The organism is Streptomyces panacea, from assembly GCF_040560175.1.
GTDB classification, from domain to species: domain Bacteria; phylum Actinomycetota; class Actinomycetes; order Streptomycetales; family Streptomycetaceae; genus Streptomyces; species Streptomyces panacea.
In genome coordinates this window covers 1-21,512 of sequence record NZ_JARJHW010000128.1, presented here as the reverse complement: position 1 = coordinate 21,512, position 21,512 = coordinate 1, and the positions used below count along the sequence as shown (strand labels likewise).

The following is a 21,512-nucleotide window of genomic DNA, read 5'->3' as shown; positions in this document are numbered from 1 at the left end:
ATGAAGTTGTTCCAGCTGAAGACGAAGGCCAGCAGCGAGGCGGTCGCCGTGCCGGGCGCGGCCAGTGGCAGTGCGATCCGCCAGAAGGCGCCGAAGGCGGAGAGCCCGTCGGTGCGCGCGGCCTCCTCCAGTTCGACCGGCAGTCCCGCGAAGAAGCTGATCATGATCCACATGATCAGCGGCACCGAGACAAACATATGACTCAGGATCAGCACGGTGTAGGAGCCGACCAGCCCGGCCTGCGCGAACAGGTAGTACCAGGGCACGAGCAGCGAGATGGCGGGGACGATACGGGCGACGAGGATCAGCGAGCCGGTGCGGAACATCCGGAAGCGGCCCACCGCCCAGGCTGCGGGCACCGCGATCACTGCCGACAGCAGGGTCGAAACGACCCCGACGAGCAGGGAGTTGCCCATCGAGCGGACGATCTGGCCCGCTTCGACGATGCTGCGGAAGTTGTCGAGCGTGGGTGTGAACCACAGTCCCACCGTGGGGTCGGTGACCTGCACGTTGGTCTTGAAGGCCGCGGCGAACATCCAGATCACGGGGAGCGCGAAGATCAGGGTGACGATGCCGATCGCGATCCCGCGCAGCCACGAGCCGTACAGGCGCCGCCTGTTACGTCCGCTCGGCGGAGGAGTGGCCGGGGGTGGCGCGGTGCGCCCTGCGGAGGGAGAAACGACGGCACTCATGCGGCATCCCTTCCGGCACGGCGGCGGAGCAGCACCACGACACCGATGATGAACAGCGTGAACAGGACGAGGACGGCGGCGGCCAGGCCGTACTCCTGGTAGTCGAAGGTCAGTCCGTACGCGTAGACGTTGAGGGTCTCCGCCTCGAAGTCGGAGCCGCCGCCCGCGCCCTTGGTGGCGTAGAGGATGTCGAAGGTCTTCAGGGCGTCGACGGCCCGCAGGACGAGGGCGGTCGCGAGCGTCGGGCCGAGCATCGGCAGGGTCACGTAGCGGAAGCGCTGCCAGCCGCTCGCCCCGTCGACCAGGGCCGCCTCCTCGGGCTCCTCGGGCAGTGTGCTCAGCCCGGCGAGCAGCAGCAGCGTCATCATCGGGGTCCACTGCCACACGTCGATGAGCATCAGCGTCGGCAGCGACTGGCTCACCGAGCCGAGGAACTCCTGCCGGGGCAGGCCGACCGAGGACAGCAGGTGGTTGGCTATGCCGTTGGTCGGGTCGAGGATCAGCAGCCACAGGATGCCGATCGCGACCGGTGTCGTGAGCAGCGGGATGATCAGGACGGTGCGTACCCAGCGCATGCCCCGGAAGGCCTTGCGCATCAGCATCGCGAGGGCGAGTCCCAGCACGGTCTCCAGGGCGACCGCGCCGATCGTGAAGATCACCGTGCGGCGTGCGGCGGGCCAGAAGCGGCGGGTGTCCCCGAGTGCGTCGGCGAAGTTGCTCAGGCCGACGTTCTTCTTGTCTGCGTTCACCGCCCCGAAGGCGTCGGTGAAGCTCAGGTTGAGGGTGAAGACCAGCGGAAAGATGATCATGGCGCCGACGAAGATCAGCGCGGGCGCGAGCATCGTCCATTTCAGGCGGCGGTTGGCCTGTTCGAAGGTGCGGGGAGGTCGGGTACGTGTCGGCCGGGAGGCCGGAGCGGTCGGCCGGGCCTCGGAGACGTCGGTCCGGGACATCAGTTCTCCCTGTGGCGGTTGTCGCGGACGAGGAAATCCGCGAACTCCGCGTTCGCGTCACGGGCGACCGGTTCGACCGGCTCGCCGAGGATGCCGGCGACCAGTGGCCGGCCGATGATGTCCCTGGCCCGGCTCACCTGGAGGACCCGCGGCCGGTCGTAGCCGATCCCGCGCTCCGCGTTGACGCGCATGGTCTCGGCGAGTTCCGGCGGGAAGGCGGCGAGGTTTTTCGGGTCGTTCCACGCGGAGGTGCGGGCGCCGGGTATCCCGTCGGCCTGGATCGCGGCGACCATCTCCGGGCTCGACGCCCAGCGGATGAACTCCCAGGACTCGTCGCGCAGCCTCGAGAACTTGTTGATGCCGAGGCTCCAGGAGGGGATGTTGTGCGGCCGGGCGCCGGCGGGTCCTGCCGGGAAGGGGGCGAAGCCGACCTTCTCGCGGATCGTCGAGATCTTCGGGTCGAGGAAGTTGCTGTAGATCGCGTCGGCGTCGATGTAGAAGGCCGCCTTGCCCTGCGCGAAGATCGGCATGGCCTGTTCGAGATTCATGTTGGTCGCGCCCGGCGGCCCCGCCTTCGCGAGCAGCTTTCCGTAGAACGCGTACGCGGCGAGGGCCTGCGGGGTCGCGATGGCGGACTTGCCGTCCACGACGAAGTCGCCGCCGTACGAGTAGAGGAAGCTCGACCACTGGGACACGGTGCCGTTGCGCTGGCCGCGCCCGACGTAGCCGAAGAAGTTCTTCTTCCGGTCCGCCAGTTCGAGCGACGCGTCCATGAGCGCGTCGAGGGTCTTGGGCGGTCCGCCCAGGTCCTCGACGAGGTCCTTGCGGTAGTAGAGCGCCGGGCGCTCGGTGACGACCGGCACGCTGAGCACTTTTCCGGCGGTCACCGACGCGTTGCGCGGTGCCGGCTGGAAATCGCCCCAGGCGAAGTCCTCGTCCTGCTCGACGCGGTCGGTCAGATCGGTGAGCCAGCCGTTGTGCCCGAAGAGCAGTTGCTCCTGGAGGGCGCGGACCATCATGACATCGACGTCCGTGCCGGAGGCGTTGAGCTTCACGTTGTAGCTGCTGGCGAGCTGGTCGCCGGTGAGCATCGTGAGGGAGACCCGGCGGCCGATCCGATCTTCGAACTCCTCGGTACGGCGCTGGATCGCCTGCGACCAGACGTGGTTGATCGCCATGATCCGCAACGGGGTGCTCGCGGACGGTTTCCCACGCGGGGGCGCGCAGGCGCCGAGCGCCCCGAGACCTGCCGCACCGGCGACGCCGGCGGCCAGCCGGCCGAAGGAACGGCGGCTGAGGGACTGGCGGCTCGTGGACATCCTTGTCCTCGTCTCTCTCGATCTCCGGCTCACTCTGGTCCAACTGGTAGGACCACCCGGCCGAATGCAGGGGGACATTAACAGGGGTGATGAAATCCGGCCACCCCCTCCCTCCCCATGGAACGGTGCCGTGCCGGACATCGCGGGCCGGGCGGGGCTCTGAAGGCACGGCCCGGAGCGTGCTGCGGAAGGTTGTGTTCGAGCAGGTCAGGGCTTGGGCCGGGGCTGGTCCGGTCATGCGGCGAGGGCGAGGTTGTGCATGTGGGCGACGGCCGGGACCGCGTGGTGGGGGCCGGTGTCGCGCTGGTGGGAGTCGCGGAGGTTCTCGCAGCGCTTCACGCGGGCGAAGGCCTGTTCGGCGCGGGCCCGCACCTCGCGGTGCTCGGTGTTGTCCTCCTCGCCGGGCAGCAGGGTCCGGCCGGCACCGCCGAGAGCGGCCGACCGCCACCAGGACCGTTCCCGCCCCGCTCCCGCACCACCTTCAACAACCGCTCGAACTGCCGCATCCGCAGCCCCGTGAGCGTCTCCACCCACAACGGCTCAGCACACAACACCCCACCCATGCAGGAGAAACGCCCGCCCTACAGTCTTCCGCGACACGCTCCGTGCTGATCCCCACCAAAAGACGTGCACGGGTGTTGACCTCTCGGTGAGCGCTGTCCAGACTGCTGCGAGAGCACAGTCGCACTTGAATGGATATTCATCCGGAAGGTGATCTGATGCGAACACGGCCCGCACGTCGTGCGGCAAGGTGGCAATCGGGGACTCTGGCGGTCCTTGTCGGTGTGGTCATCGCGATGACCGCACCTGCGGTACCAGCAGGCGCGGATCCGTCTGCTGCCCTGGCGGCGTCGCCCCGCGCGTCAACGCCGGCAGCAACGAGTTCGGACAGCGCGAAGGGCAAGCACGCGTCGGGCGCCGAGCGTCCGCGCGTGATCGTGATGACGGATGGTGAGGTCGACGACCGGAGCAGCATGGTCCGGTTCCTCATGTATGCCTCGGACGTCGATGTGGAAGGCATCGTCCAGGTCAACTCGCGGTGGCAGCAGCACGGCCACAGTGACGACGGCTGGATCGAGACCGTCTACGCGGACTACGGGGAGATACTTCCGAACCTCCGGGTACACAACCGGAACTATCCCTCCGTCGAGCACCTGGAGTCCGTGACGCGCGTCGGCAACGAGACCCAGGGCGACCTGATGCTCCCGCCTGCCGACATGAGCACCAAGAAGACACCGGGCGAGAAGCTCATCATTCAGAAGCTCCTGAACCGTGACCCGCGGCCGATCCAGTTCCAGTGCTGGGGCGGTTGCAACACGCTGGCGTCCGCTCTGTGGACCCTGCAGACGGAGTATTCGGCCGACGACTACAAGCGAGCCGTGGCGAAGACGTACGTCTACGGCATCTGGTACCAGGACGACGGTGGGCGCTGGATCCAGAACCACGTTCCGAAGGCGCATGTGCTCGAAGCCTTCCAATGGAGGCACGTCTGGGACTACGGGAGCCTGGAAGGCCCCGCGCCGCAGGAAATCAAGAACCTCATGACGTCCGAGTGGCTGGACACCAACGTGAAGACCGGGCACGGCCCGCTCGGCGCCTACTACCCCCAGAGCTACGTGAGTGAAGGGGACTCGGCCTCGTTCATGCCGAACGTGGCCAACGGCCTCCAGGACTCCACGTTCGATTTCACCCTTCCTTCCTGGGGTGGTCGCGCCTCGGTGGACAACCCGTGTCTGCGGCCGAACCACTACACGGACTGGAGCCTCAAGGACGACGGCGATCCCAACAAGACGTACTGGCGCTGGCTTCCCGCGGCACAGAACGACTTCGCGGCGCGCATGGACTGGGCTGTCGCCGGCAAGTACGGGGAGGCGAACCACGCTCCCGTCGCACGGGCCGCGGACCAGCCGCGCCGGACGGTGCGTCCCGGCTCGACCGTCGTCATGGACGTGTCGCCCTCGAGTGACCCGGACAGAGACCGGCTGAACCACTCGTTCTGGCAGTACGGGGACGCGGACTCCGCTTCCGCCGACGTCTCGATCCAAAACCCGACGAAGTCGAAGGCAAGCTTCGTGGTCCCGAACGAGCCCGGCAAGCAGATCCAGGTGATCGCCGAGGTCAAGGACAACGGCACACCCGCTCTGACGTCGTACCAGAGGTACATCTTCACCATCGGCAAGAGTGCCTCCACGTCGGCCTGCCCCGCGGCCGACGCGGTCACCTGGAGTTCTCCCGAGGGGATCAGGAGCGCCGCGGACGTCAGCACCAGGGGCAGTCTGGTCCGGGCAGCGCGTCTGACGGCTGACACACCCGGATTCAACACGGCGACCACGGTCAACGGAGTGACGTTCGAGGCGGCCCCCTTCGTCGGGGACACCACCAACCTGGCCAATGGCGACACCATCGTGTCGACGGACGGCGCGGCCAGGGGAGCGTCCACCGGACTGGGAGGAGACGACGCCGCACCCTTCAGCGCTCTCGCCCCTGAATACAAGGCGCTTCTGCGAACGGGCTACTACAACGACGCCCCCACCGACGTGAGCGCCATCTCGAACAACGTGAAGGAGCGCGCCGGACAGACTCTGACCCTGAACAACCTGCGGGCCGGCCAGAAGTACCAGCTGCAGTTCTGGGTCAACGACTACCGGATAGGCGCCGCGGGAGCGAACCCGAAGCCGGATTTCAGCACCGTGCTGGACGACGGCAACCGCCGCGTCACCCTGCAGCACAACGCGCAGAACGTTCAGGGCGGCACCGGCCAGTACGTGACAGGAACCTTCGTCGCGACTGGTACCACCAGAACGTTCAACCTGGCCGGCAACAACACGAGGGAGAGTTCGAACAACCGAAGCGCGGTCTTCAACGCGTACCAGCTCCGCGCCCTGACCAGGTGACTCCCGGCCGATACAAGGCACTGCCGCCCGGCGAACCCTAGATCGGTGCGCCACGGAGTGGACCTGCGGGGGTGCCGTCAAACGGTACCCCCGCTTTCCGCGTGCCCCCGGCGGCCCTGGGGCGGGGGCGGGGCAGGATGCCCCATTTCGCAGAACCGTCGTCGAGAGGGTTGACGCAGGTGGCACACGTTCGTAGCTTGGGTGGCATGTTGAATCAAGACCGCATAGACATTCAGAAGTCGGTGGCGGAGCCGACCTACGGCGCCGGCGTCTGGCACTTCGCCACATATGTCGACCGCTACGCCACGGACGGATACGGCGAACCGCGCACGATCCTTGACGCGATCAAGCTGGCCGGGGAGGTCGGGGACCTGTCAGTCCTCGATCTGAACTGGCCCTTCCCTCCCGGAGACATCACCACCGCCGAAGTGCGCCAGGCACTGGCCGAACAGAACCTGCGGGCCCTTGCCGTGACACCGGAGATCTACACGGGCCGGTTCGCCAAGGGCGGCTTCACCAACCCCGATCCCGCCGTCCGCCGTCAGGCGATCGACCTCGTCGCCGCTTCCGCGGAGGTCGGCCGTGAGCTCGGGGTGGACTACGTCAAGATCTGGCCCGGTCAGGATGGCTACGACTACCCCTTCCAGGCCGACTACACCGACTTGTGGGGCAAGTCGGTGGACGCCCTTCGCGAGCTTGCCCAGTCCTTCCCGGACTTGAAGTTCGCGATCGAGTACAAGCCTCGCGAGCCGCGCAACCGGATGGTTTTCTCCTCTGTCGCACGTACGCTCCTGGCCATCGAGGACATGGGCGTCGACAACGTGGGCGTACTGCTGGACTTCGGCCACTCGCTGTACGGGGGTGAGACACCGGCTGAGGCCGCGCGGATGGCGATCGCCCGCGACAAGCTCTTCGCCATCGACGTGAACGACAACTTCCGCGGCTGGGACGATGACATGGTCGTCGGCTCCGTACACCTGATGGAGACCTTCGAGTTCTTCTTCGCCCTCGACGACGCGGGCTGGCAGGGCGTGTGGCAGCTGGACCAGTTCCCCTTCCGCGAGGATCCGGTGGAGGCCGCCCGCACCGGCATCCGCACGATGCGCGCCTTTCACCAGGCGCTCGGCTACCTCGACCGAGATGAACTGGCCGCAGCCCAAGCCGCACAGGATGCCCTGGGCGCTCAGCGCATCGCGAAGAGGGCACTGTTCCGCGCCCTCGCCGAGAGCGAGTCCGCATGACCCTGACCGTGGACATTCCCGCACCGCTGAACACCGACGTAGCCGTGGCCGACGCCTATCGGCAGCGCGGCGCCCAGCTGCGCGCCGCCTCGCCGGCCGCCGCCGCAGGGGAGCTCGCCGAGATCTCCACCGCCGTCCGGCGTGACATCCTCACCACCATCCAGGCCGCCGGCATGGGGCATGTCGGTGGTGATCTGTCGGTGACCGATCTGCTGGTGACGGCCATGTGGGGCACCCTTCGCATGCACCCCGACGACCACACCCACCCGCAGCGCGACCGATTCGTCCTCAGCAAGGGACACTGCGCCGCCGCCCTCTACTCGACACTGGCCTCCTGCGGCTACTTCCCCCGGGGCAGACTCAGCGAGTTCATGGCGCCGCTGTCCCCGCTCAACGGGCACCCCGCACGGTTGAAGGTCCCAGGCGTGGAGACCAACACCGGCCCGCTCGGTCACGGCTTTCCCGTCGCCACCGGCTGTGCGCTCGGCGCCAAGCTGCGCCATGAGACCTGGCGGACGATCGTCATCCTGGGCGACGGAGAAATGCAGGAAGGCAGCAACTGGGAAGCCGCCATGACGGCTGCCCACTACGGTCTGGACAACCTGACGGCCGTCGTGGACCGGAACAGGCTGCAGCAAGGTGCCCGCACCGAGGACACCAAGTCTCTGGAGCCGCTGGACGCGAAGTGGGCGAGCTTCGGCTGGGAAACGAGGGTGATCGACGGGCACGACCACGAGGCCATCAAGGCGGCCTACGCGCCGTCGACCACAGGACGCCCCGTCGCGGTGATCGCCAACACGGTGAAAGGCAAGGGCGTCTCGTTCATGGAAGACCGTGTCGAATGGCATCACAAGGTGCCCACCGATGAACAGGTCCGCCTCGCGCTTGAGGAGCTCAGCCGATGACCTCTGCGACGACACAGACACAGGCACCCGTATACGACTGCCGTGCGGACTTCGCCGACGAACTCGCCATTCTGGCGCGCGCCGATGAACGGATCATGGCTGTCTGCAACGACTCCGTAGGCTCCAGCAACCTTGTCAAATTCCGCGAAGAGTTCCCCAACCGCCTGGTGAACGTCGGCATCGCCGAGCAGGACCTGGTCGGGGTCTCGGCCGGCCTGGCGAACGCCGGTTTCATCCCCTTCGTCTCGGCCGCGGCACCGTTCCTGACCGGGCGCGCCCTGGAGCAGATCAAGGCGGACGTGGCCTACAGCTACCGGCACGTCGTACTGTGCGGACAGAGCCCCGGCGTTGCGTACGGCGAGCTCGGCCCCACCCATCACGGCATCGAGGACTTGTCGTGGATGCGTGCCATACCGGGGCTGGAGATCATCGTTCCGGCGGATCCCGCGCAGACCCGCAGTGCCGTGCGTTGGGCCGCCGCGTCAGGCCGGCCGACGTACATTCGTGTGCCGCGTTTCAAGGTGCCCAGCGTTACGCCCGAGGGCGCGCCCTTCGAAGCCGGGAAGTCCGTGTGTCTCGCCGATGGCTCCGACGTGACCCTGATCGCTGTCGGGACGATGGTCTCGCGTGCTCTGGGCGCCGCAGCTCTTCTCGGTGAGCAGGGCGTGTCGGCCCGCGTGTTGAACATGACATTCGTCGAGCCCCTCGATGTCGCCGCCGTGCGGGCCGCCGCACGGGAGACAGGGGCCATCATCACCGCCGAAGAGGGTCTCCTGTCGGGCGGCCTGGGCAGCGCGGTCGCCAGGGTCGTGGCCGAACACCACCCCGTTCCTCTGCGCATGATGGGAGTTCCTTCCTTCGCTCCCACCGGGAGCGCCTCCTTCCTGCTCGACTACTTCGGGCTGACCGCCGAGGGACTGGCAGGGGCCGCACGCGAGGTTCTGGGACGGCTGTGATGAGACCACATGTACTCGCAGTCGACCAGGGCACCAGCTCCACCAAAGCGCTGCTGCTGGATGACGGTGGCAATGTGGTGGCCAGGGCGAGCGTGCCGCTTGCCCAGACGCACCCCGGCCCCGGACTGGTGGAGCAGGACGCTCTCGCCCTTCTGGGCAGTGTCCGATCCGCTGTCGCGGAGTGCATGAAGGACCGCGATCCGCGTGCCGTGGTCGGCGTGGCACTGAGTACTCAGCGCGAATCCGCCCTGTTGTGGGAGGCCGCCACCGGCCGCCCGGTGGCCCCCTTGGTCAGCTGGCAGGATCAGCGAGGCGGTGAACGGGCCGCCCGCCTGGAGCAGGCGGGTGCGGGAGCCGACATCCGCAGAAGGACCGGCCTGCCGCTCGACCCCATGTTCTCCGCCCTGAAGATGGCCGCCCTCCTTGACACACACGACCCGTCGCGCGCGCTCACCCGCAAGGGGGCGCTGAGGCTCGGCACCGTCGATGCCTACCTGCTCCACACACTCACCGGCGAGACGGTCACCGAGATCGGCAACGCGTCCAGAACCCAGCTGGTCGATCTTGTACGAGGCGACTGGGACGAAGAGCTGCTGGAGTTGTTCGACATTCCGGGCGCCGCGCTGAGCCGTATCGTCGATTCCCACGGGCCGTTCGGAAAACTGCGGGGACTCGAACCCCTGGTCGACGGCACACCTGTGCTGGCCGTACTGGCCGATTCCCACGCCGCTCTGTTCGCGCATGCGGGCTGGCGGCCCGGAATCGTGAAGGTGACCTACGGGACAGGCTCCTCCGTGATGACAGTCGCCGAAGCCCCGCAACCTGCGGGAGAGGTGTGCAGCACCATCGCCTGGTCCATGGGCTCGCGCACATACGCCCGCGAGGCCAACATCCGGTCCACCGGGCGCACACTTACCTGGCTCGGTGAACTGCTCGGCGTCCCGGCAGAGGAGATCATCGAGCTGGCATCCGAGGCGGACGCGGGCGGCGTCACCCTGGTTCCGGCCTTCGGCGGACTTGGGGCCCCCTGGTGGGACGCCCACGCCGTGCCGCTCATCGCCGGTTTCGAGCTTGGCACCGGGCGCTCTCAACTCGCCCGGGCCGCTCTGGAATCCGTGGCGCTCCAGGTCGGTGACGTGCTCGCCGCCCTGCCGCCGGTACTGCAGGTCGTCGCCGACGGGGGATTGAGCCGGAGCGACTCGCTCATGCAGGCACAGGCCGATGTGGCGGATGTCGCTGTGGCGCGCACCCTTCATCACGACCTCTCCGCCGCGGGAGCCGCTCATCTGGCCGGTCTGCAAGTGGGGTTGTGGACCATCCGTGACCTGGAGAAACGGGCCGATCACGACCTGCGGATCTTCAGGTCCGACTGGGATGACGCGCGGCGCAGCGGCATCGTCACGCGATGGCACCGGTCTCTCGCTTCCGCTCGGGACCTCGGATCACGCGAGGAGCTGCATCCGTCATGACAACAACAGACCTGGCACCGGCGGACCGGAAACCGGCCGGTCGGCTCACCTGGCTGACTCTCGGGCGGGGTTCGCTGGCCGCCCTTCTGCTCCTCGTCGTCGTCATCGGACTCACCTCGACCTACCAGTCGGGCAGCGAGGCGGACCTGCGGGCAAAGCCACGGTTCGACCCTGTGAAGTACGCGTCGAAGACGTACACGTCAAAGGTCGCTCCGGCGATCGAGAAGAACGCCGTGGACATCGCCACCCTGCACAAGGCCATCGTGGCGAACCCCGAAGCGGCGGGCCAACGCTACGGACACCGGGCGGGGAGCGGCCCCTACAGCTTTTCCGTCGCCCTGACCGGCACGGCAGGCAAGGCCCGCAGCGGTCTCCTGCCCGTCACCGTGGAAGGTCTCGGCAAGGCAGGCGTCTTCGTGCAGATCGGTCCGGTGGTCAGTGGGACAGCGCTCCGGGACGCGCCGGGCTCGATCACGTTCGGGCAGTTCACGAACCAGGTCGAGTACGCGGATGCGGCCACAGCCCTGAACACCGAGATGAAGAAGAAGATCCTCGCGTCCTTCGACGCGGCCGCCGCGGACGGTAGGAAGGTGACGGTCGTCGGGGCGATGACCCCGCTGACCGGCGACGTCCTGACCATCACGCCCGTGTCGATCGAGGCGGGGCCATGAGCGCGGCGAAGGGTGCGGCCGGCGGGGCACCAACACTGCCGCCGGTCCTGCGGGCCGCTGAGGTGACCAAGGTCTACGGCGGAACGCAGGCGTTGAAAGGCGTCTCCCTGGATATCACGGCAGGGCGAACGATGGTGTTGTTCGGCGAGAACGGGGCCGGCAAGTCGACACTCATGAAGATACTCAGCTCCGTCGAGGCCCCCAGCACAGGACTTGTCGAACTCGATGGCCGGGTTGTCGCTTTCAGCAACGCGAGAGAGGCCGCCGACCACGGGGTTTCGATCATTCACCAGGAGCTCAGTCTCTGCCCCAACTTGAGCATCCAGGACAACTTGTTTCTCGGTCGGGAGCGCACGCGCCGGGGTGGGGCCCTGCTCAACCGCGCCGAACAGGGTGTGCTGGCCCATCAGGTACTGGGCCGTCTGGACGAGGGACTCGATCCGCGGGCTCTCGTGAGCCAGTTGCGCCTCGGTCAGCAGCAACTGGTCGAGATCGCCCGTGCCCTGCTGCAGAACGCGCGGGTGCTGATCATGGACGAGCCGACGTCCGCCCTCAGCGCACCGGAAGTAGAGGTCCTCTTCCAGGTCATCGAAGATCTCAAAGCCGAAGGTGTTGCGATCGTCTATATCTCGCATCACCTGGAGGAAGCGCTCTTCGTCGCCGACGATGTCGCCGTCCTGCGGGACGGTGTCATGGTGGCCACCGCACGGGCCGAGGATGTCGACCAGGCATGGATCGTGCGCAAAATGGTCGGCCGCGACCCTGAGGCCCTCTTCCTCAAGGGGGAACGCGCGCTGGGCGCCCCCGCGCTGGAGATCAGAAATCTTTCCGTGGCGGACCCTGCCACCCCCGGCCGGCTCGCCGTCGTGAATCTGTCGACGACCGTCCACGCCGGAGAAATCGTCGGCATCTACGGATTGATGGGCAGCGGCCGGACGGAGCTGCTCGAATCCCTCATCGGCAGACTGCCGGCCGCGGCGGGCGACGCCCGACTGTACGGCGAGCCGCTGACCGGAGGCATCCGCCGGCGCATCGCGGCCGGCCTCGCTCTGGTGCCGGAAGACCGCCAGCGCGACGGTCTCGTTCAGACCATGGGCGTGGGGCAGAACCTCTCACTGGCTTCCGTCACGCGATTCGCACGCCGGATTTTTCTCAACAGGCAGGCCGAGAAGGACGCGGTCACCTCGATGATCACCGACGTCACGGTCAAGACCGCCGGCAGTGCCGCGCCCATCGGCTCACTGAGCGGCGGCAACCAGCAGAAAGTGGTCATCGGAAAAGCGCTGATGACCCATCCCCGCGTGCTGCTTCTCGACGAGCCCTCCCGGGGCGTGGACGTCGGTGCCAAGGCCGAGGTCTTCCATCTGATGACGCAACAGGCGGAGCGCGGACTGGCCGTGGTCTTCACCACTTCGGAAGCCGAGGAGGCGATGAACATCCCCGATCGTCTCCTGGTCCTCTCCCGCGGTCGCCTCGTCGCCGACCTGCGCCACGGCGAGATCACCCGCGACCGCCTGATGAGCCTGGCCGACGGCGCCGACACCACCGAAGAGGCACACCATGAGTAGCACACAGAGCAAGGACCACGAACTGGTCCTGCGGCAGCGACACAAGGCAGCGGCCCAGGCGCGACGGCTCAAAGTGGTCGAATCCGCCTTCGAGCTGCGTGCCTTCATCGCTCTCGGGGTACTGATCGTCGTCTTCAGCCTCATGTCCGACTCGTTCATGACCGTCGACAACGTCATCACCATGACCAAGCACGTCGCGATCAACGCGGTGCTGGCTCTGGGCATGTTGCTCGTCATTCTCAAGGGCGGCATCGATCTCTCGGTCGGATCGACAGTGGGGCTCTCGGGGGTGGTCGCCGGCGAACTGCTGCAAGGCGTGAACCTGCGCATCACCGATGTTGTCGCCTACCCGCAGGTCTGGGCGGTCATCGTCATCTGTGTCGCGGTGGGCGCACTTGTCGGGGCCATCAACGGCATCCTCATCACCCGCATGAACGTGGCACCGTTCATCGCCACGCTCGGCATGCTCTACGTGGCCCGCGCCACCGCGCTGCTGATCTCCGACGGCACGACGTACCCCAACCTCGGTGGCAACCCCGAGACGAACAACACCGGCTTCGACTGGCTCGGCCAGGGCCGGCCGCTGGGTATGCCCGTAGCCGTCTGGATCATGATCGTACTCGCTGTCCTGGTCACCGTTCTGCTTCGCTCGACGCCCTTCGGCCGGTGGCTCTACGCGGCAGGCGGGAACGAGCGCGCCGCCGAACTGAGCGGGGTGCCGGTCAAACGCGTCAAAATGATCGTTTACGTCATATCCGGTGCCTGCGCCGCGATGGCCGGGCTCATCATCGCTTCCGAGCTCACCTCCGCCGCGCCACAAGCCGGAGAAAGCTTCGAACTCAACGCCATCGCCGCGGTCGTCATCGGCGGCGCCGCACTCTCCGGCGGACGGGGCACCATCCGCGGCACGCTCGTCGGAGCCTTCGTCATCGGCTTCCTCGCCGATGGCCTGGTCATCCTCGGTGTCTCAACGTTCTGGCAGATGTTCATCAAGGGTGCCGTGATCATCATCGCGGTCATCCTCGACCAGAGCCAGCAGCGGTATCAACGGCGGAGGACGGCGGCAACCGCCATCGCCGTGCCCGAGCAGCACGACACGGCGAACACCGACACCACGCCGCTCAGGAACGAGGTGTCAGGGCGTCGATAGCCCTGTCGGCCGACAACCCCCTCTTTCGTCAGCACCCGCACCCGTCACGAGGAGCCTCACATGATACGTCCCAGCCGTATTGTCCAATGTATTGCCACCCTCGCCGCATGCCTGATGGTGGTCACCGCGTGTGGAGGGTCCGAAGATTCAGCGGACTCCGCGGCTTCGAAAGAGAAGCTGATCGCGATCATCACACCGTCCCCGGACAATCCCTTTTTCAAGGCCGAGGCCGACTCGGCGAAGAAGAAGGCGGCCGGTCTCGGTTACCAGACATCGGTCGCCTCGCACGACGACGACCCCAACAAACAGAGCGAACTCATCGACGCGGCGATTTCCCGCAAGGCCGCCGCGATCATTCTGGACAACGCCGGCGCCGACGCGTCGATCGGCCCGATCCGCAAGGCTGACAAGGCGGGCGTCCCCGTCTTCCTGATCGACCGGGAGATCAACGAAACAGGTATCGCCAAGGCCCAGATTGTCTCGAACAACGCTCAGGGTGCTCAAGTCGTGGCCCAGGAGTTCATCACAGCCATGAAGGGCAAGGGCGACTACGTCGAACTCACAGGCAAGGAATCCGACACCAACGCCGGAGTGCGCTCCAAAGGCTTCACCGACGTACTCTCGCAGTACCCGGACATGAAGCGGGTGGCACGCCAGACAGCGAATTGGGACCAGCAGGAGGCGTTCAGCAAGATGGAGACCATCCTTCAGCGCTTTCCCAAGATCGATGGGGTTATTGCGGGAAATGACACCATGGCCCTGGGCGCGGTCGCCGCGCTGAAGTCAGCAAAGCGTTCCGGGGTCACCGTAGTCGGATTCGACGGAAGCCCGGACGCCATAGCCCAGATCAAGGCCGGGACGATGCACGCCACGGCACTGCAACCGGCGGCGCTCGGCGCCGAACAGGCGGTCGAACAGGCCGACAAATACATTAAGTCCGGCAAAACCGGCCAGCCGGAGAAGCAGGCCATCGACTGCGAACTGATCACCAAGGAAAATGCCGACCAGTTCGGTGTCTTCGCCAAGCTTTGAGCCGTCATGGTGCACCGGTGACCGCTCCACGTTCTACTGGCGCAGCTAATATGCTGGTCGGCGGCACCATGCACCGGATGAAGCCCGAGGCCCTCAGAGGGCAGAAGAAGATGGAGGCAGGGTGGCGGCAGCGTCTTCAACTCCCAGCCCCGACCACCTGCGCATGTTGGTGAAAGTGGCTCGGATGTACCACGAGCGGGGTGTCCGGCAGCCGGAGATCGCGGCCCATCTGCGTATGTCCCAGCCGCGCGTCTCACGCCTTCTCAAAGAAGCGGTCGACAGGGGCGTGGTCCGGACGGTCGTGGTGTCTCCCGAGGGCGTGTACGCCGAGCTTGAGGAAGCGCTCGTGACGCGGTACGGGCTGCGCGACGCGGTGGTCGTCGAGGTGGAAGGGGCGGGAGTTGACGTGATTCCCGCGCTGGCCGCGACAACCGCCACCTACCTCGACGCGACACTCAAAGGAGGAGATGTCATCGGCATCTCCTCCTGGAGCGCCACCCTCCTGGAAGCCGTCAAGGTCATGCGGGCGAAGACATCTTCCGTGGCACAGGAAGTCGTACAGATAGTCGGCGGCTCGGGCAGCCCGGAAGTGCAGCTGCACGCGACCCGGCTCACCAGCCGGCTCGCCGAACTCACCGGGGCCCGCCCCGTCTTCGCTCCCTCCGCCGCACTCGTCGGCAGCCCAGAGCTGCGTGACCTGCTGTCTAAGGAACCGGCCATGGCGGGGGCGATGAAATCCTGGTCGCGCATCACTCTCGCGCTTCTCGGGATCGGCACCCTCGAACCGTCACCACTCCTGCGTCTGTCCGGTAACGCCATCACGCCGGAGGACCAGCAACAGCTCAAGGCACTGGGAGCTGTTGGCGATGTGTGCGCCCGCTACTTCGATGCCGAAGGAGAGCCCGTGGACGCGCCCTTCAACAACCGGCTCATCGGCATCGATCTCACGCAACTGGGCGTGGCGGAACGACGCATAGGAGTCGCGGGCGGCCTCAACAAGGTGGCGGCCATCCGCGGCGCCGTACGAGGCGGGTGGATCAACATCCTGATCACGGACGTCGAGGTGGCGCGAGAACTTCTCGCTGAGGACTGAGAGTTCTCGGTCACCTCACATCCGAAGAGAGCCAGAACCCCGGAGAAAGCGGGTACACGAAGTACCGGCTCGGAGGTCGAGGTCACACAAGCCATGATCGACCGCATGGACGGTCCGATCTTGGTCCACCCGGTCGAACTCGGACACCGGCACATCGCTCACATCGAACATCTGGAAAGGTCCGCCGAGTAGGCAGTGGCTACCGTCCCCGGCGCTGATCCACTACGCGGCGGGGCAGAGGATCAGGCGAGGGCCGCCTTCGCGTCCGCCGACTGTCGGAAGGACCGGTCAAGTTCGGGCCTGCTCGGCGGCGCCGGACGCTGAGCGACAGACTCAGACGATGGTGACGACGACCCGTTGGTAGCTGGTAAGGGCCGGCGCGCCGTTGTCCGTGGCCTCGAGGATGAGGTGGATGGTCTGACCGGGCCGGGCATCTGCGGGTATGGCCAGTCGTGCCGTGCCGACGCCTTTGTGCTGAATGTCGACGGAACCCGGGTAGGTCCCCGCTTCCAGGTACTGCCACCATCTGAGCTCAACTGTGTCCCCGTCGCGGTCAGTCGCCCGGGAGGTGAGCACGAGAGGCTGGCCGGCCCGGCGGTTGATTTCCAGGCCCTGGTTGACGCGGACACGGGGGTTGTGGTTGGCGTCGGCGAAGCTGCTGGTACTCCACTTCAGGCGAGCGGCGAAGTCGTTCTGGACGGCGGAAAACCAGCGTGAGGCCGCGTAGTCGCGGGGCTTGGAGCCGGTCTCGTCGACGTCCTGCGCGTTCTTGTTGGACCACCGGTGGGGGTCGTCGGGGGCGACGACCTGTCGGCCGCCCCAGCCGCCCCACCCAGGATGCCGGTAACTGCGCAGCCCGTTGTCAACGAGGAGGGCGAAGTTGGAGGAGTCCCCTTCGGAGATCCACGATCCGTTCTGCTGCGGTGGCGTCCATACCTGATAACCCATCGCTTTCAGCTCTTCGGCTGTGTATCCCGACAGGCCGAAGTAATCCTCGTCGTCAAAGCCGGCGGCCATCTGCTTGCCGTCACCCCAGACGCGATAGGAGGCGCCAATCGGTCCCATACTGGAGACGTTGGTTCCGGTCCACTTCGCGGAGTGATAGAACGCGTCCTCAGGGCTTACGACGCCGCGGGAGCCGTAGCCCCACACGGACGTTGCCACCTCCCGGTTCTGAATCTCCGGCCAGTTGGGCTTGATGTAGTCGTTGAACGTGGAGTCCTGCTGACCGAAGCTGGTAATAACCGCCTTGTTTACGATCTTCTTGTAGATCGTGTTCCAGCGGGGGGTGTCCTGGTACTCGTCCTGAATCGACTTGAGAGCCCGAGCGATGGTGTTCGGCCCGCCCCAGGCCTGCAGAAACACCTGCCCAGGCTCCTCGTCGAGGAGAACCCTTTTGATCAGATCGGAGCCCACGGTGTCTGCGGCCATGTCGCCTTCGTCGGCGACATTGCCCATCGCGATGAGCGATCGCAAGTCGGAGGGCGCGGGGTACCGGGAGTCGTGCCGGACGAGGTTCGGGTAGGCATTGGCGTAGGCGTCGACCGCCTCGGCGATGTGCAATCGAGCACCAGGGGCAGGCCAGCGATGGGGTTCCAAGCTGCGGCTTGGGTCGCCCTGGTAGTGGTGCTGGCTGGAGGAGTAGACCAAGCCGACGATATTGATTTCGTTGCTGTACAGCAGCATGCGCAGCATCGAGTTCAGGTCGTCCAGCTCCGGGTCGGTCGTAACGATCGTACGCGGTGCGGTCGTTGGCGCGGTGCCGTGGCTACGGCCGCCCACCTGTCGATCCGTATCTGCCACCGAAGTGCCGGTGTCCGCCGCCGTGCCGGGTTGGTTGATCGCCAGTGTGATGGCGAGAGCTGCTGTGCCAACGACGAACACGCGGTTGACGTATGAGGATTTCAGAGACCACGTGCTGTTGATCTGGGCTCGATTGTCCACCGGGAAACCTCCGTGGGCCGTTGCTTGCGTGAGGAAGGGAGTCTCGGCCGGGCTGGCATGTGTGTGCCGAATCGGAAATTCGGCTCCCTGGACACGATGCGCCATCCATCACCACCAATGACGCTGTGCTCCGAACCAGTTGAGCGGCCCTCCGCGGCGTGAGGTGAATATCTATTCGTGTGCGACTGAGTGCGTCGTCGATTCTGTGCGCACTGCAACGCCGTGTCAACGGTCTGAGCGCAAGCGGCTCCCACAGGGGCGAGCGGCTTGCCCGCTCTGCTCAGTGCGCGTAGGCGGAACCGATCCGTCTTCGCGGGAACACCGTCGGCTCGGCAAGATCCAGGTGCACCACATGAGTTCTATGACACTGCCTCGACGGCGATCATGCGCGTCGGCAGGTCGTCGGGCACGCACCTGTGTTGGCGGCACCGGCGGGTGGGCCGCCACCGGGCAGCCGCGCGTGGAGGATCGTCAGGCCGTCTCGATTTCAATGTGTTGCCGACTCGACATGCGGCTCCATGCGCGAACGCGCCTTCGATGGCACTGGATATGCGAACGACGGGGGTGGCTATGGAGGTTGCTGGCAGAGGAATGCTCAGGGGAGTTGGTGCCGCCCTGTCCGCCGGCGCCGTCGTCGGCGCGACTTCGGAGGCCACTGCCACCCGGGCCTCCGCGCGGAGGAAGTCGCCCATCTCGGTGATGCGCCGGGCCACCGGGGCGAGGGTGTCGGCCCATCCGGACTCGACGATTTCTTTGAGTTCACGTGCCACGGGGCGTCACTCCAATGCGCCGGGGGACTCCGCGATCAACGAATCAGCCGGAGCCCGGTGTCGGTGCCGCTACCCGTCGGCCGGACGGACCGACCCCAGGCGCGCGATCTCCTCGTCGGAGAGGCGGATCGCGCCGGCCGCCACGTTCTCGACGAGGTGGTCCGGATTGCCGGTACCGGGGATGGCCAGGACGTGCGGGCCCTGCTCCAGCGTCCATGCCAGCCGGATCTGCGCGGGCGACGCGCCGTGCGCCCGGGCCACGGCGAGCACCGCTTCGTCCTCGGCGGCACTCGCGCCCTCCTCGCGCTGCCCGCCGGCGATCGCGAAGAACGGCACGAAGGCGATGCCGAGTTCACCGCACTCGCGAAGCAACTCCTGCTCCGAGCCCGGCGCGTCGACGCTGTACGCGTTCTGTACGCAGACGACGGGCGCGATGGTCCGGGCCTCAGCCAGTTGGGCGGACGTCACGTTGGAGACACCGAGATGCCGGACGAGTCCGGCCTCGCGCAGTTCGGCCAGTGCTCCGAAGTGCTCGGCGACCGGGCCGGTCGACCAGCTCCGGGGCAGGCGCAGATTCACCACGTCGAGATGGTCACGGCCGAGCTGACGCAGGTTCTCCTCGACCTGACCGCGCAACTGCTCGGGCTCGGCCCACCACCACGCGCCCGAGGGGTCCCTGGCCGGCCAGACCTTGGTGGTGATGACCAGGTCGTCGGAGTACGGTGCGAGCGCCCTGTTGATCAACTCGTTGGCCGAGCGCGTCGGGGAGAAGTAGAAGGCGGCGGTGTCGATGTGGTTCACACCGAGTTCGACGGCGCGCCGGAGCACGGCGACGGATCTCTCACGGTCACTCGTCGCGCCGCCGGGACCGAACGGTGTGCCGCCGGTCAGCCGCATCGCGCCGAACCCCACGCGGTTGACGGTCAGATCGCCGAGCTGCCAGGTGCCGGCGGCCGTCGCGGGGCGCGTACTCGTGTCAGACATGGATCTCCTCTGCGGGACGGGACAGGTGAGCCGTTCAGGAGGGCGACCGGGCCGGGTAAGAACCGGGCCCGAGCACGCGAAAAGCCTCCCCGGCGGATCGGAATCCGTAGATGGGAAGGCTTGAACGACGACCCATTCTAGCAGTCGGTGGTCTGGTGTTCGGATCGGATCGGATCCGATGCGGGGCGCCCGCCCGCCGCGCAGCGGCTGTGTCACGTTGATGCGGTGCATCGCAACTCCGACAACGCAGGGGGCACCTCTCGTGCCCGAAGTGCTACGGCGGAGAGGTGCCCTTCAGGCGTCGCGGGCCAGGGCGGGATTTTTAAGGCACGGCCTACGGACGGAACGGCCCCCGCTCCCCGCGCGCCGCCGTCAGCAGGCCCTCCCAGTCCGGGATCTTCACCGACCGCCGTCCCAGCGATGCCCCCAGCGCCGCCTCCGCGTCCTCGATCGCCAGCCAGCCCGGCCATTCGACCGGGCGGTGCCCGGCCGCCCGCAGCGCGTCGAGCGGGTCCGCCGTGATCCGGCGTGCCGACAGCGCCGGCGCGTCCGCGAGGAGCGAGGCGACCGTCTCCTTGGCGCAGGCGCGGTTGGTGCCGATCACTCCCGTCGGGCCGCGCTTGATCCAGCCGGCCACGTACTCGCCGGGCGACGCCACGCCGTGCCGCAGCACCCGGCCCGCCAGATGCGGCACCGTCCCCGCCGTCTCGTCGAAGGGCAGCCCCGGGATCGGCACCCCCCGGTAGCCGACCGCCCGCAGGACGAGTCCTGCCTCGATCTCCTCGTACGTCCCGGTGCCCCGCACTCCGCGGCGCTCGTCCGGCGCGGTGCGTTCGAACCGTACGGCCGTCACCCGTCCGTCGGTTCCGAGGAGTTCCACCGGGCGCAGGAAGAACCGCAGGTGGATACGGCGCGCCCGGCCCCGGCCGGGCCGGTCGGCCCAGCCTCGTACGACCTCGACGTTGCGTCTGTTGACGGCGGCGAGCGGGAGCGGCGCCCCGGCGGCCGGGTCCCGGTCCGGTGGCTCGGCGGGGGCGTACGCCGGATCGAGTGCCAGGTCGGCGGGCTCCACCCGTACCTCCGCCGAGGGCAGCGCCCCCAGCTCACGCAGCTCCTTGGTGGTGAACTTCGCCTGCGACGGACCGCGCCTGCCCACCACGTGCACGTCCCGCACCCCGCTCCCGGCCAGCGCGCCGAGTGCCGGGTGAGGTACGTCCGTCGGCCGCAGGTCCTCCGCGCCGCGCGCCAGGACGCGTGCCACGTCGACGGCGACGTTGCCCACGCCGATCACCACGACCGAGCGGGCGCCGAGCCCGAATTCGGCGGGCGCGGCATCGGGGTGCGCGCTGTACCAGGAGACGAAGTCGGTCGCCGAGTGGCTGCCCGCCAGTTCCTCGCCGGGGATACCGAGCCGGCGGTCCCGGGCGGCGCCGACGCAGTAGACGACCCCGTGGTAGAGCCCCAGCAGCCGTTCGGGTGTGAGGCCGCGCGCGCCGATCTCCACGTTGCCCAGGAACCGGACACGTTCGTGCTCCAGCACCGAACGCAGCGTGTTCTGAAGCGACTTGATCTTCTCGTGGTCGGGCGCGACGCCGTAGCGCACCAGCCCGTACGGGCAGGGGAGCCGGTCGAGGACATCCACCAGGATGCCGGGGAGACTTGGCTGCTGGACGAGGGCCTGGGCGGTGTAGACCCCGCTGGGGCCCGATCCGACGACGGCGATGCGCGGCACGGCGTACTCCTTCCGGCAGGAGGTTTCCAGCGGTTCCAGCATGGCACCGGGGCGTGGGGCCGGGGAGTACGCGGCGCCGTCGGCTCGCGGGAGACGGCGCGGGTGGGGGTACGCCAGTGCGCTGACCGAGTGCGATGCG

At 67.3% G+C, this 21,512-nt stretch carries 16 protein-coding genes and 1 pseudogene; 10 read left to right on the top strand and 7 right to left on the bottom strand.

What is annotated here, in order from left to right; all coding sequences use genetic code 11:
- The 4 genes and pseudogenes from P3L51_RS25475 to P3L51_RS36035 form a co-directional block, all read right to left on the bottom strand.
- The coding region (locus P3L51_RS25475; protein ID WP_354607615.1) for a carbohydrate ABC transporter permease at positions 1-692 on the bottom strand (692 nt) is incomplete at its 3' end.
- Entirely contained in the window at positions 689-1,645 is a 957-nt protein-coding gene (locus P3L51_RS25470; protein WP_354607614.1) for a carbohydrate ABC transporter permease, read from the bottom strand. The genes P3L51_RS25475 and P3L51_RS25470, both read right to left, overlap by 4 nt.
- Positions 1,645-2,964, bottom strand: a complete 1,320-nt coding sequence (locus P3L51_RS25465) for an ABC transporter substrate-binding protein (RefSeq protein WP_354607613.1) — start codon at positions 2,962-2,964, stop codon at positions 1,645-1,647. Before P3L51_RS25465 ends, P3L51_RS25470 begins: the two co-directional genes overlap by 1 nt.
- Before the next feature lie 434 nt (positions 2,965-3,398).
- A pseudogene (locus tag P3L51_RS36035) lies at positions 3,399-3,527 on the bottom strand (IS5/IS1182 family transposase); the annotation flags it as partial.
- A gap of 378 nt (positions 3,528-3,905) precedes the next feature.
- On the opposite strand from P3L51_RS36035, the gene P3L51_RS25455 reads away from it, so the two are divergent.
- The 10 genes from P3L51_RS25455 to P3L51_RS25410 all read left to right on the top strand — a co-directional run bounded on the left by P3L51_RS25455 (position 3,906) and on the right by P3L51_RS25410 (position 15,943).
- Positions 3,906-5,858 carry a DUF1593 domain-containing protein gene (locus P3L51_RS25455; RefSeq protein WP_354607617.1) on the top strand — a complete coding sequence of 651 codons (1,953 nt, stop codon included), beginning with the start codon at positions 3,906-3,908 and terminating at the stop codon, positions 5,856-5,858.
- A 206-nt stretch (positions 5,859-6,064) separates the two neighbouring features.
- The gene (locus P3L51_RS25450) at positions 6,065-7,099 is read left to right on the top strand and encodes a sugar phosphate isomerase/epimerase family protein (RefSeq protein WP_354607612.1); all 1,035 of its coding nucleotides are present in this window, start codon (positions 6,065-6,067) and stop codon (positions 7,097-7,099) included.
- A complete protein-coding gene (locus P3L51_RS25445; protein ID WP_354607611.1) occupies positions 7,096-8,004 on the top strand; it encodes a transketolase in 909 nt (302 codons plus the stop codon). The genes P3L51_RS25450 and P3L51_RS25445 overlap by 4 nt, the downstream gene beginning before the upstream one ends.
- Positions 8,001-8,960: a transketolase family protein gene (locus tag P3L51_RS25440; RefSeq protein ID WP_354607610.1), complete on the top strand. Its 960-nt coding sequence runs from the start codon at positions 8,001-8,003 to the stop codon at positions 8,958-8,960. Before P3L51_RS25445 ends, P3L51_RS25440 begins: the two co-directional genes overlap by 4 nt.
- Complete coding sequence (locus tag P3L51_RS25435; protein ID WP_354607609.1) at positions 8,960-10,429, top strand: FGGY family carbohydrate kinase; 1,470 nt, start codon at positions 8,960-8,962, stop codon at positions 10,427-10,429. Before P3L51_RS25440 ends, P3L51_RS25435 begins: the two co-directional genes overlap by 1 nt.
- Positions 10,426-11,100: a DUF2291 family protein gene (locus P3L51_RS25430; protein WP_354607608.1), complete on the top strand. Its 675-nt coding sequence runs from the start codon at positions 10,426-10,428 to the stop codon at positions 11,098-11,100. Before P3L51_RS25435 ends, P3L51_RS25430 begins: the two co-directional genes overlap by 4 nt.
- The gene (locus P3L51_RS25425; RefSeq protein ID WP_354607607.1) at positions 11,097-12,668 is read left to right on the top strand and encodes a sugar ABC transporter ATP-binding protein; all 1,572 of its coding nucleotides are present in this window, start codon (positions 11,097-11,099) and stop codon (positions 12,666-12,668) included. The genes P3L51_RS25430 and P3L51_RS25425 overlap by 4 nt, the downstream gene beginning before the upstream one ends.
- Positions 12,669-12,825: 157 nt before the next feature.
- The gene (locus P3L51_RS25420; RefSeq protein WP_354607606.1) at positions 12,826-13,818 is read left to right on the top strand and encodes an ABC transporter permease; all 993 of its coding nucleotides are present in this window, start codon (positions 12,826-12,828) and stop codon (positions 13,816-13,818) included.
- 60 nt (positions 13,819-13,878) lie between these two features.
- Positions 13,879-14,850 carry a D-ribose ABC transporter substrate-binding protein gene (locus P3L51_RS25415; protein WP_354607605.1) on the top strand — a complete coding sequence of 324 codons (972 nt, stop codon included), beginning with the start codon at positions 13,879-13,881 and terminating at the stop codon, positions 14,848-14,850.
- Between the two features lie 184 nt (positions 14,851-15,034).
- On the top strand, positions 15,035-15,943 hold the full coding sequence (locus tag P3L51_RS25410; RefSeq protein ID WP_354607604.1) for a sugar-binding transcriptional regulator: 909 nt from the start codon (positions 15,035-15,037) through the stop codon (positions 15,941-15,943).
- A 333-nt stretch (positions 15,944-16,276) separates the two neighbouring features.
- On the opposite strand, the gene P3L51_RS25405 is transcribed toward P3L51_RS25410, so the two are convergent.
- From P3L51_RS25405 to P3L51_RS25390, 3 genes are all read right to left on the bottom strand, one after another.
- Positions 16,277-17,887, bottom strand: a complete 1,611-nt coding sequence (locus tag P3L51_RS25405; protein ID WP_354607603.1) for a nucleoside hydrolase-like domain-containing protein — start codon at positions 17,885-17,887, stop codon at positions 16,277-16,279.
- An 839-nt stretch (positions 17,888-18,726) separates the two neighbouring features.
- Positions 18,727-19,641, bottom strand: a complete 915-nt coding sequence (locus P3L51_RS25395) for an oxidoreductase (protein ID WP_354607602.1) — start codon at positions 19,639-19,641, stop codon at positions 18,727-18,729.
- A 334-nt stretch (positions 19,642-19,975) separates the two neighbouring features.
- A complete protein-coding gene (locus P3L51_RS25390; protein ID WP_354607616.1) occupies positions 19,976-21,373 on the bottom strand; it encodes an FAD-dependent oxidoreductase in 1,398 nt (465 codons plus the stop codon).
- Positions 21,374-21,512: the final 139 nt, after the last annotated feature.

What these genes read in the sequence shown, in the direction of transcription:
- P3L51_RS25470 (WP_354607614.1), bottom strand. Translation starts at nt 1,645, where the DNA reads ATGTCCCGGACCGACGTCTCCGAGGCCCGGCCGACCGCTCCGGCCTCC.
- P3L51_RS25465 (WP_354607613.1), bottom strand. Translation starts at nt 2,964, where the DNA reads ATGTCCACGAGCCGCCAGTCCCTCAGCCGCCGTTCCTTCGGCCGGCTG.
- P3L51_RS25455 (WP_354607617.1), top strand. Translation starts at nt 3,906, where the DNA reads ATGACGGATGGTGAGGTCGACGACCGGAGCAGCATGGTCCGGTTCCTC.
- P3L51_RS25450 (WP_354607612.1), top strand. Translation starts at nt 6,065, where the DNA reads ATGTTGAATCAAGACCGCATAGACATTCAGAAGTCGGTGGCGGAGCCG.
- P3L51_RS25445 (WP_354607611.1), top strand. Translation starts at nt 7,096, where the DNA reads ATGACCCTGACCGTGGACATTCCCGCACCGCTGAACACCGACGTAGCC.
- P3L51_RS25440 (WP_354607610.1), top strand. Translation starts at nt 8,001, where the DNA reads ATGACCTCTGCGACGACACAGACACAGGCACCCGTATACGACTGCCGT.
- P3L51_RS25435 (WP_354607609.1), top strand. Translation starts at nt 8,960, where the DNA reads ATGAGACCACATGTACTCGCAGTCGACCAGGGCACCAGCTCCACCAAA.
- P3L51_RS25430 (WP_354607608.1), top strand. Translation starts at nt 10,426, where the DNA reads ATGACAACAACAGACCTGGCACCGGCGGACCGGAAACCGGCCGGTCGG.
- P3L51_RS25425 (WP_354607607.1), top strand. Translation starts at nt 11,097, where the DNA reads ATGAGCGCGGCGAAGGGTGCGGCCGGCGGGGCACCAACACTGCCGCCG.
- P3L51_RS25420 (WP_354607606.1), top strand. Translation starts at nt 12,826, where the DNA reads ATGACCGTCGACAACGTCATCACCATGACCAAGCACGTCGCGATCAAC.
- P3L51_RS25415 (WP_354607605.1), top strand. Translation starts at nt 13,879, where the DNA reads ATGATACGTCCCAGCCGTATTGTCCAATGTATTGCCACCCTCGCCGCA.
- P3L51_RS25410 (WP_354607604.1), top strand. Translation starts at nt 15,035, where the DNA reads ATGTACCACGAGCGGGGTGTCCGGCAGCCGGAGATCGCGGCCCATCTG.
- P3L51_RS25395 (WP_354607602.1), bottom strand. Translation starts at nt 19,641, where the DNA reads ATGTCTGACACGAGTACGCGCCCCGCGACGGCCGCCGGCACCTGGCAG.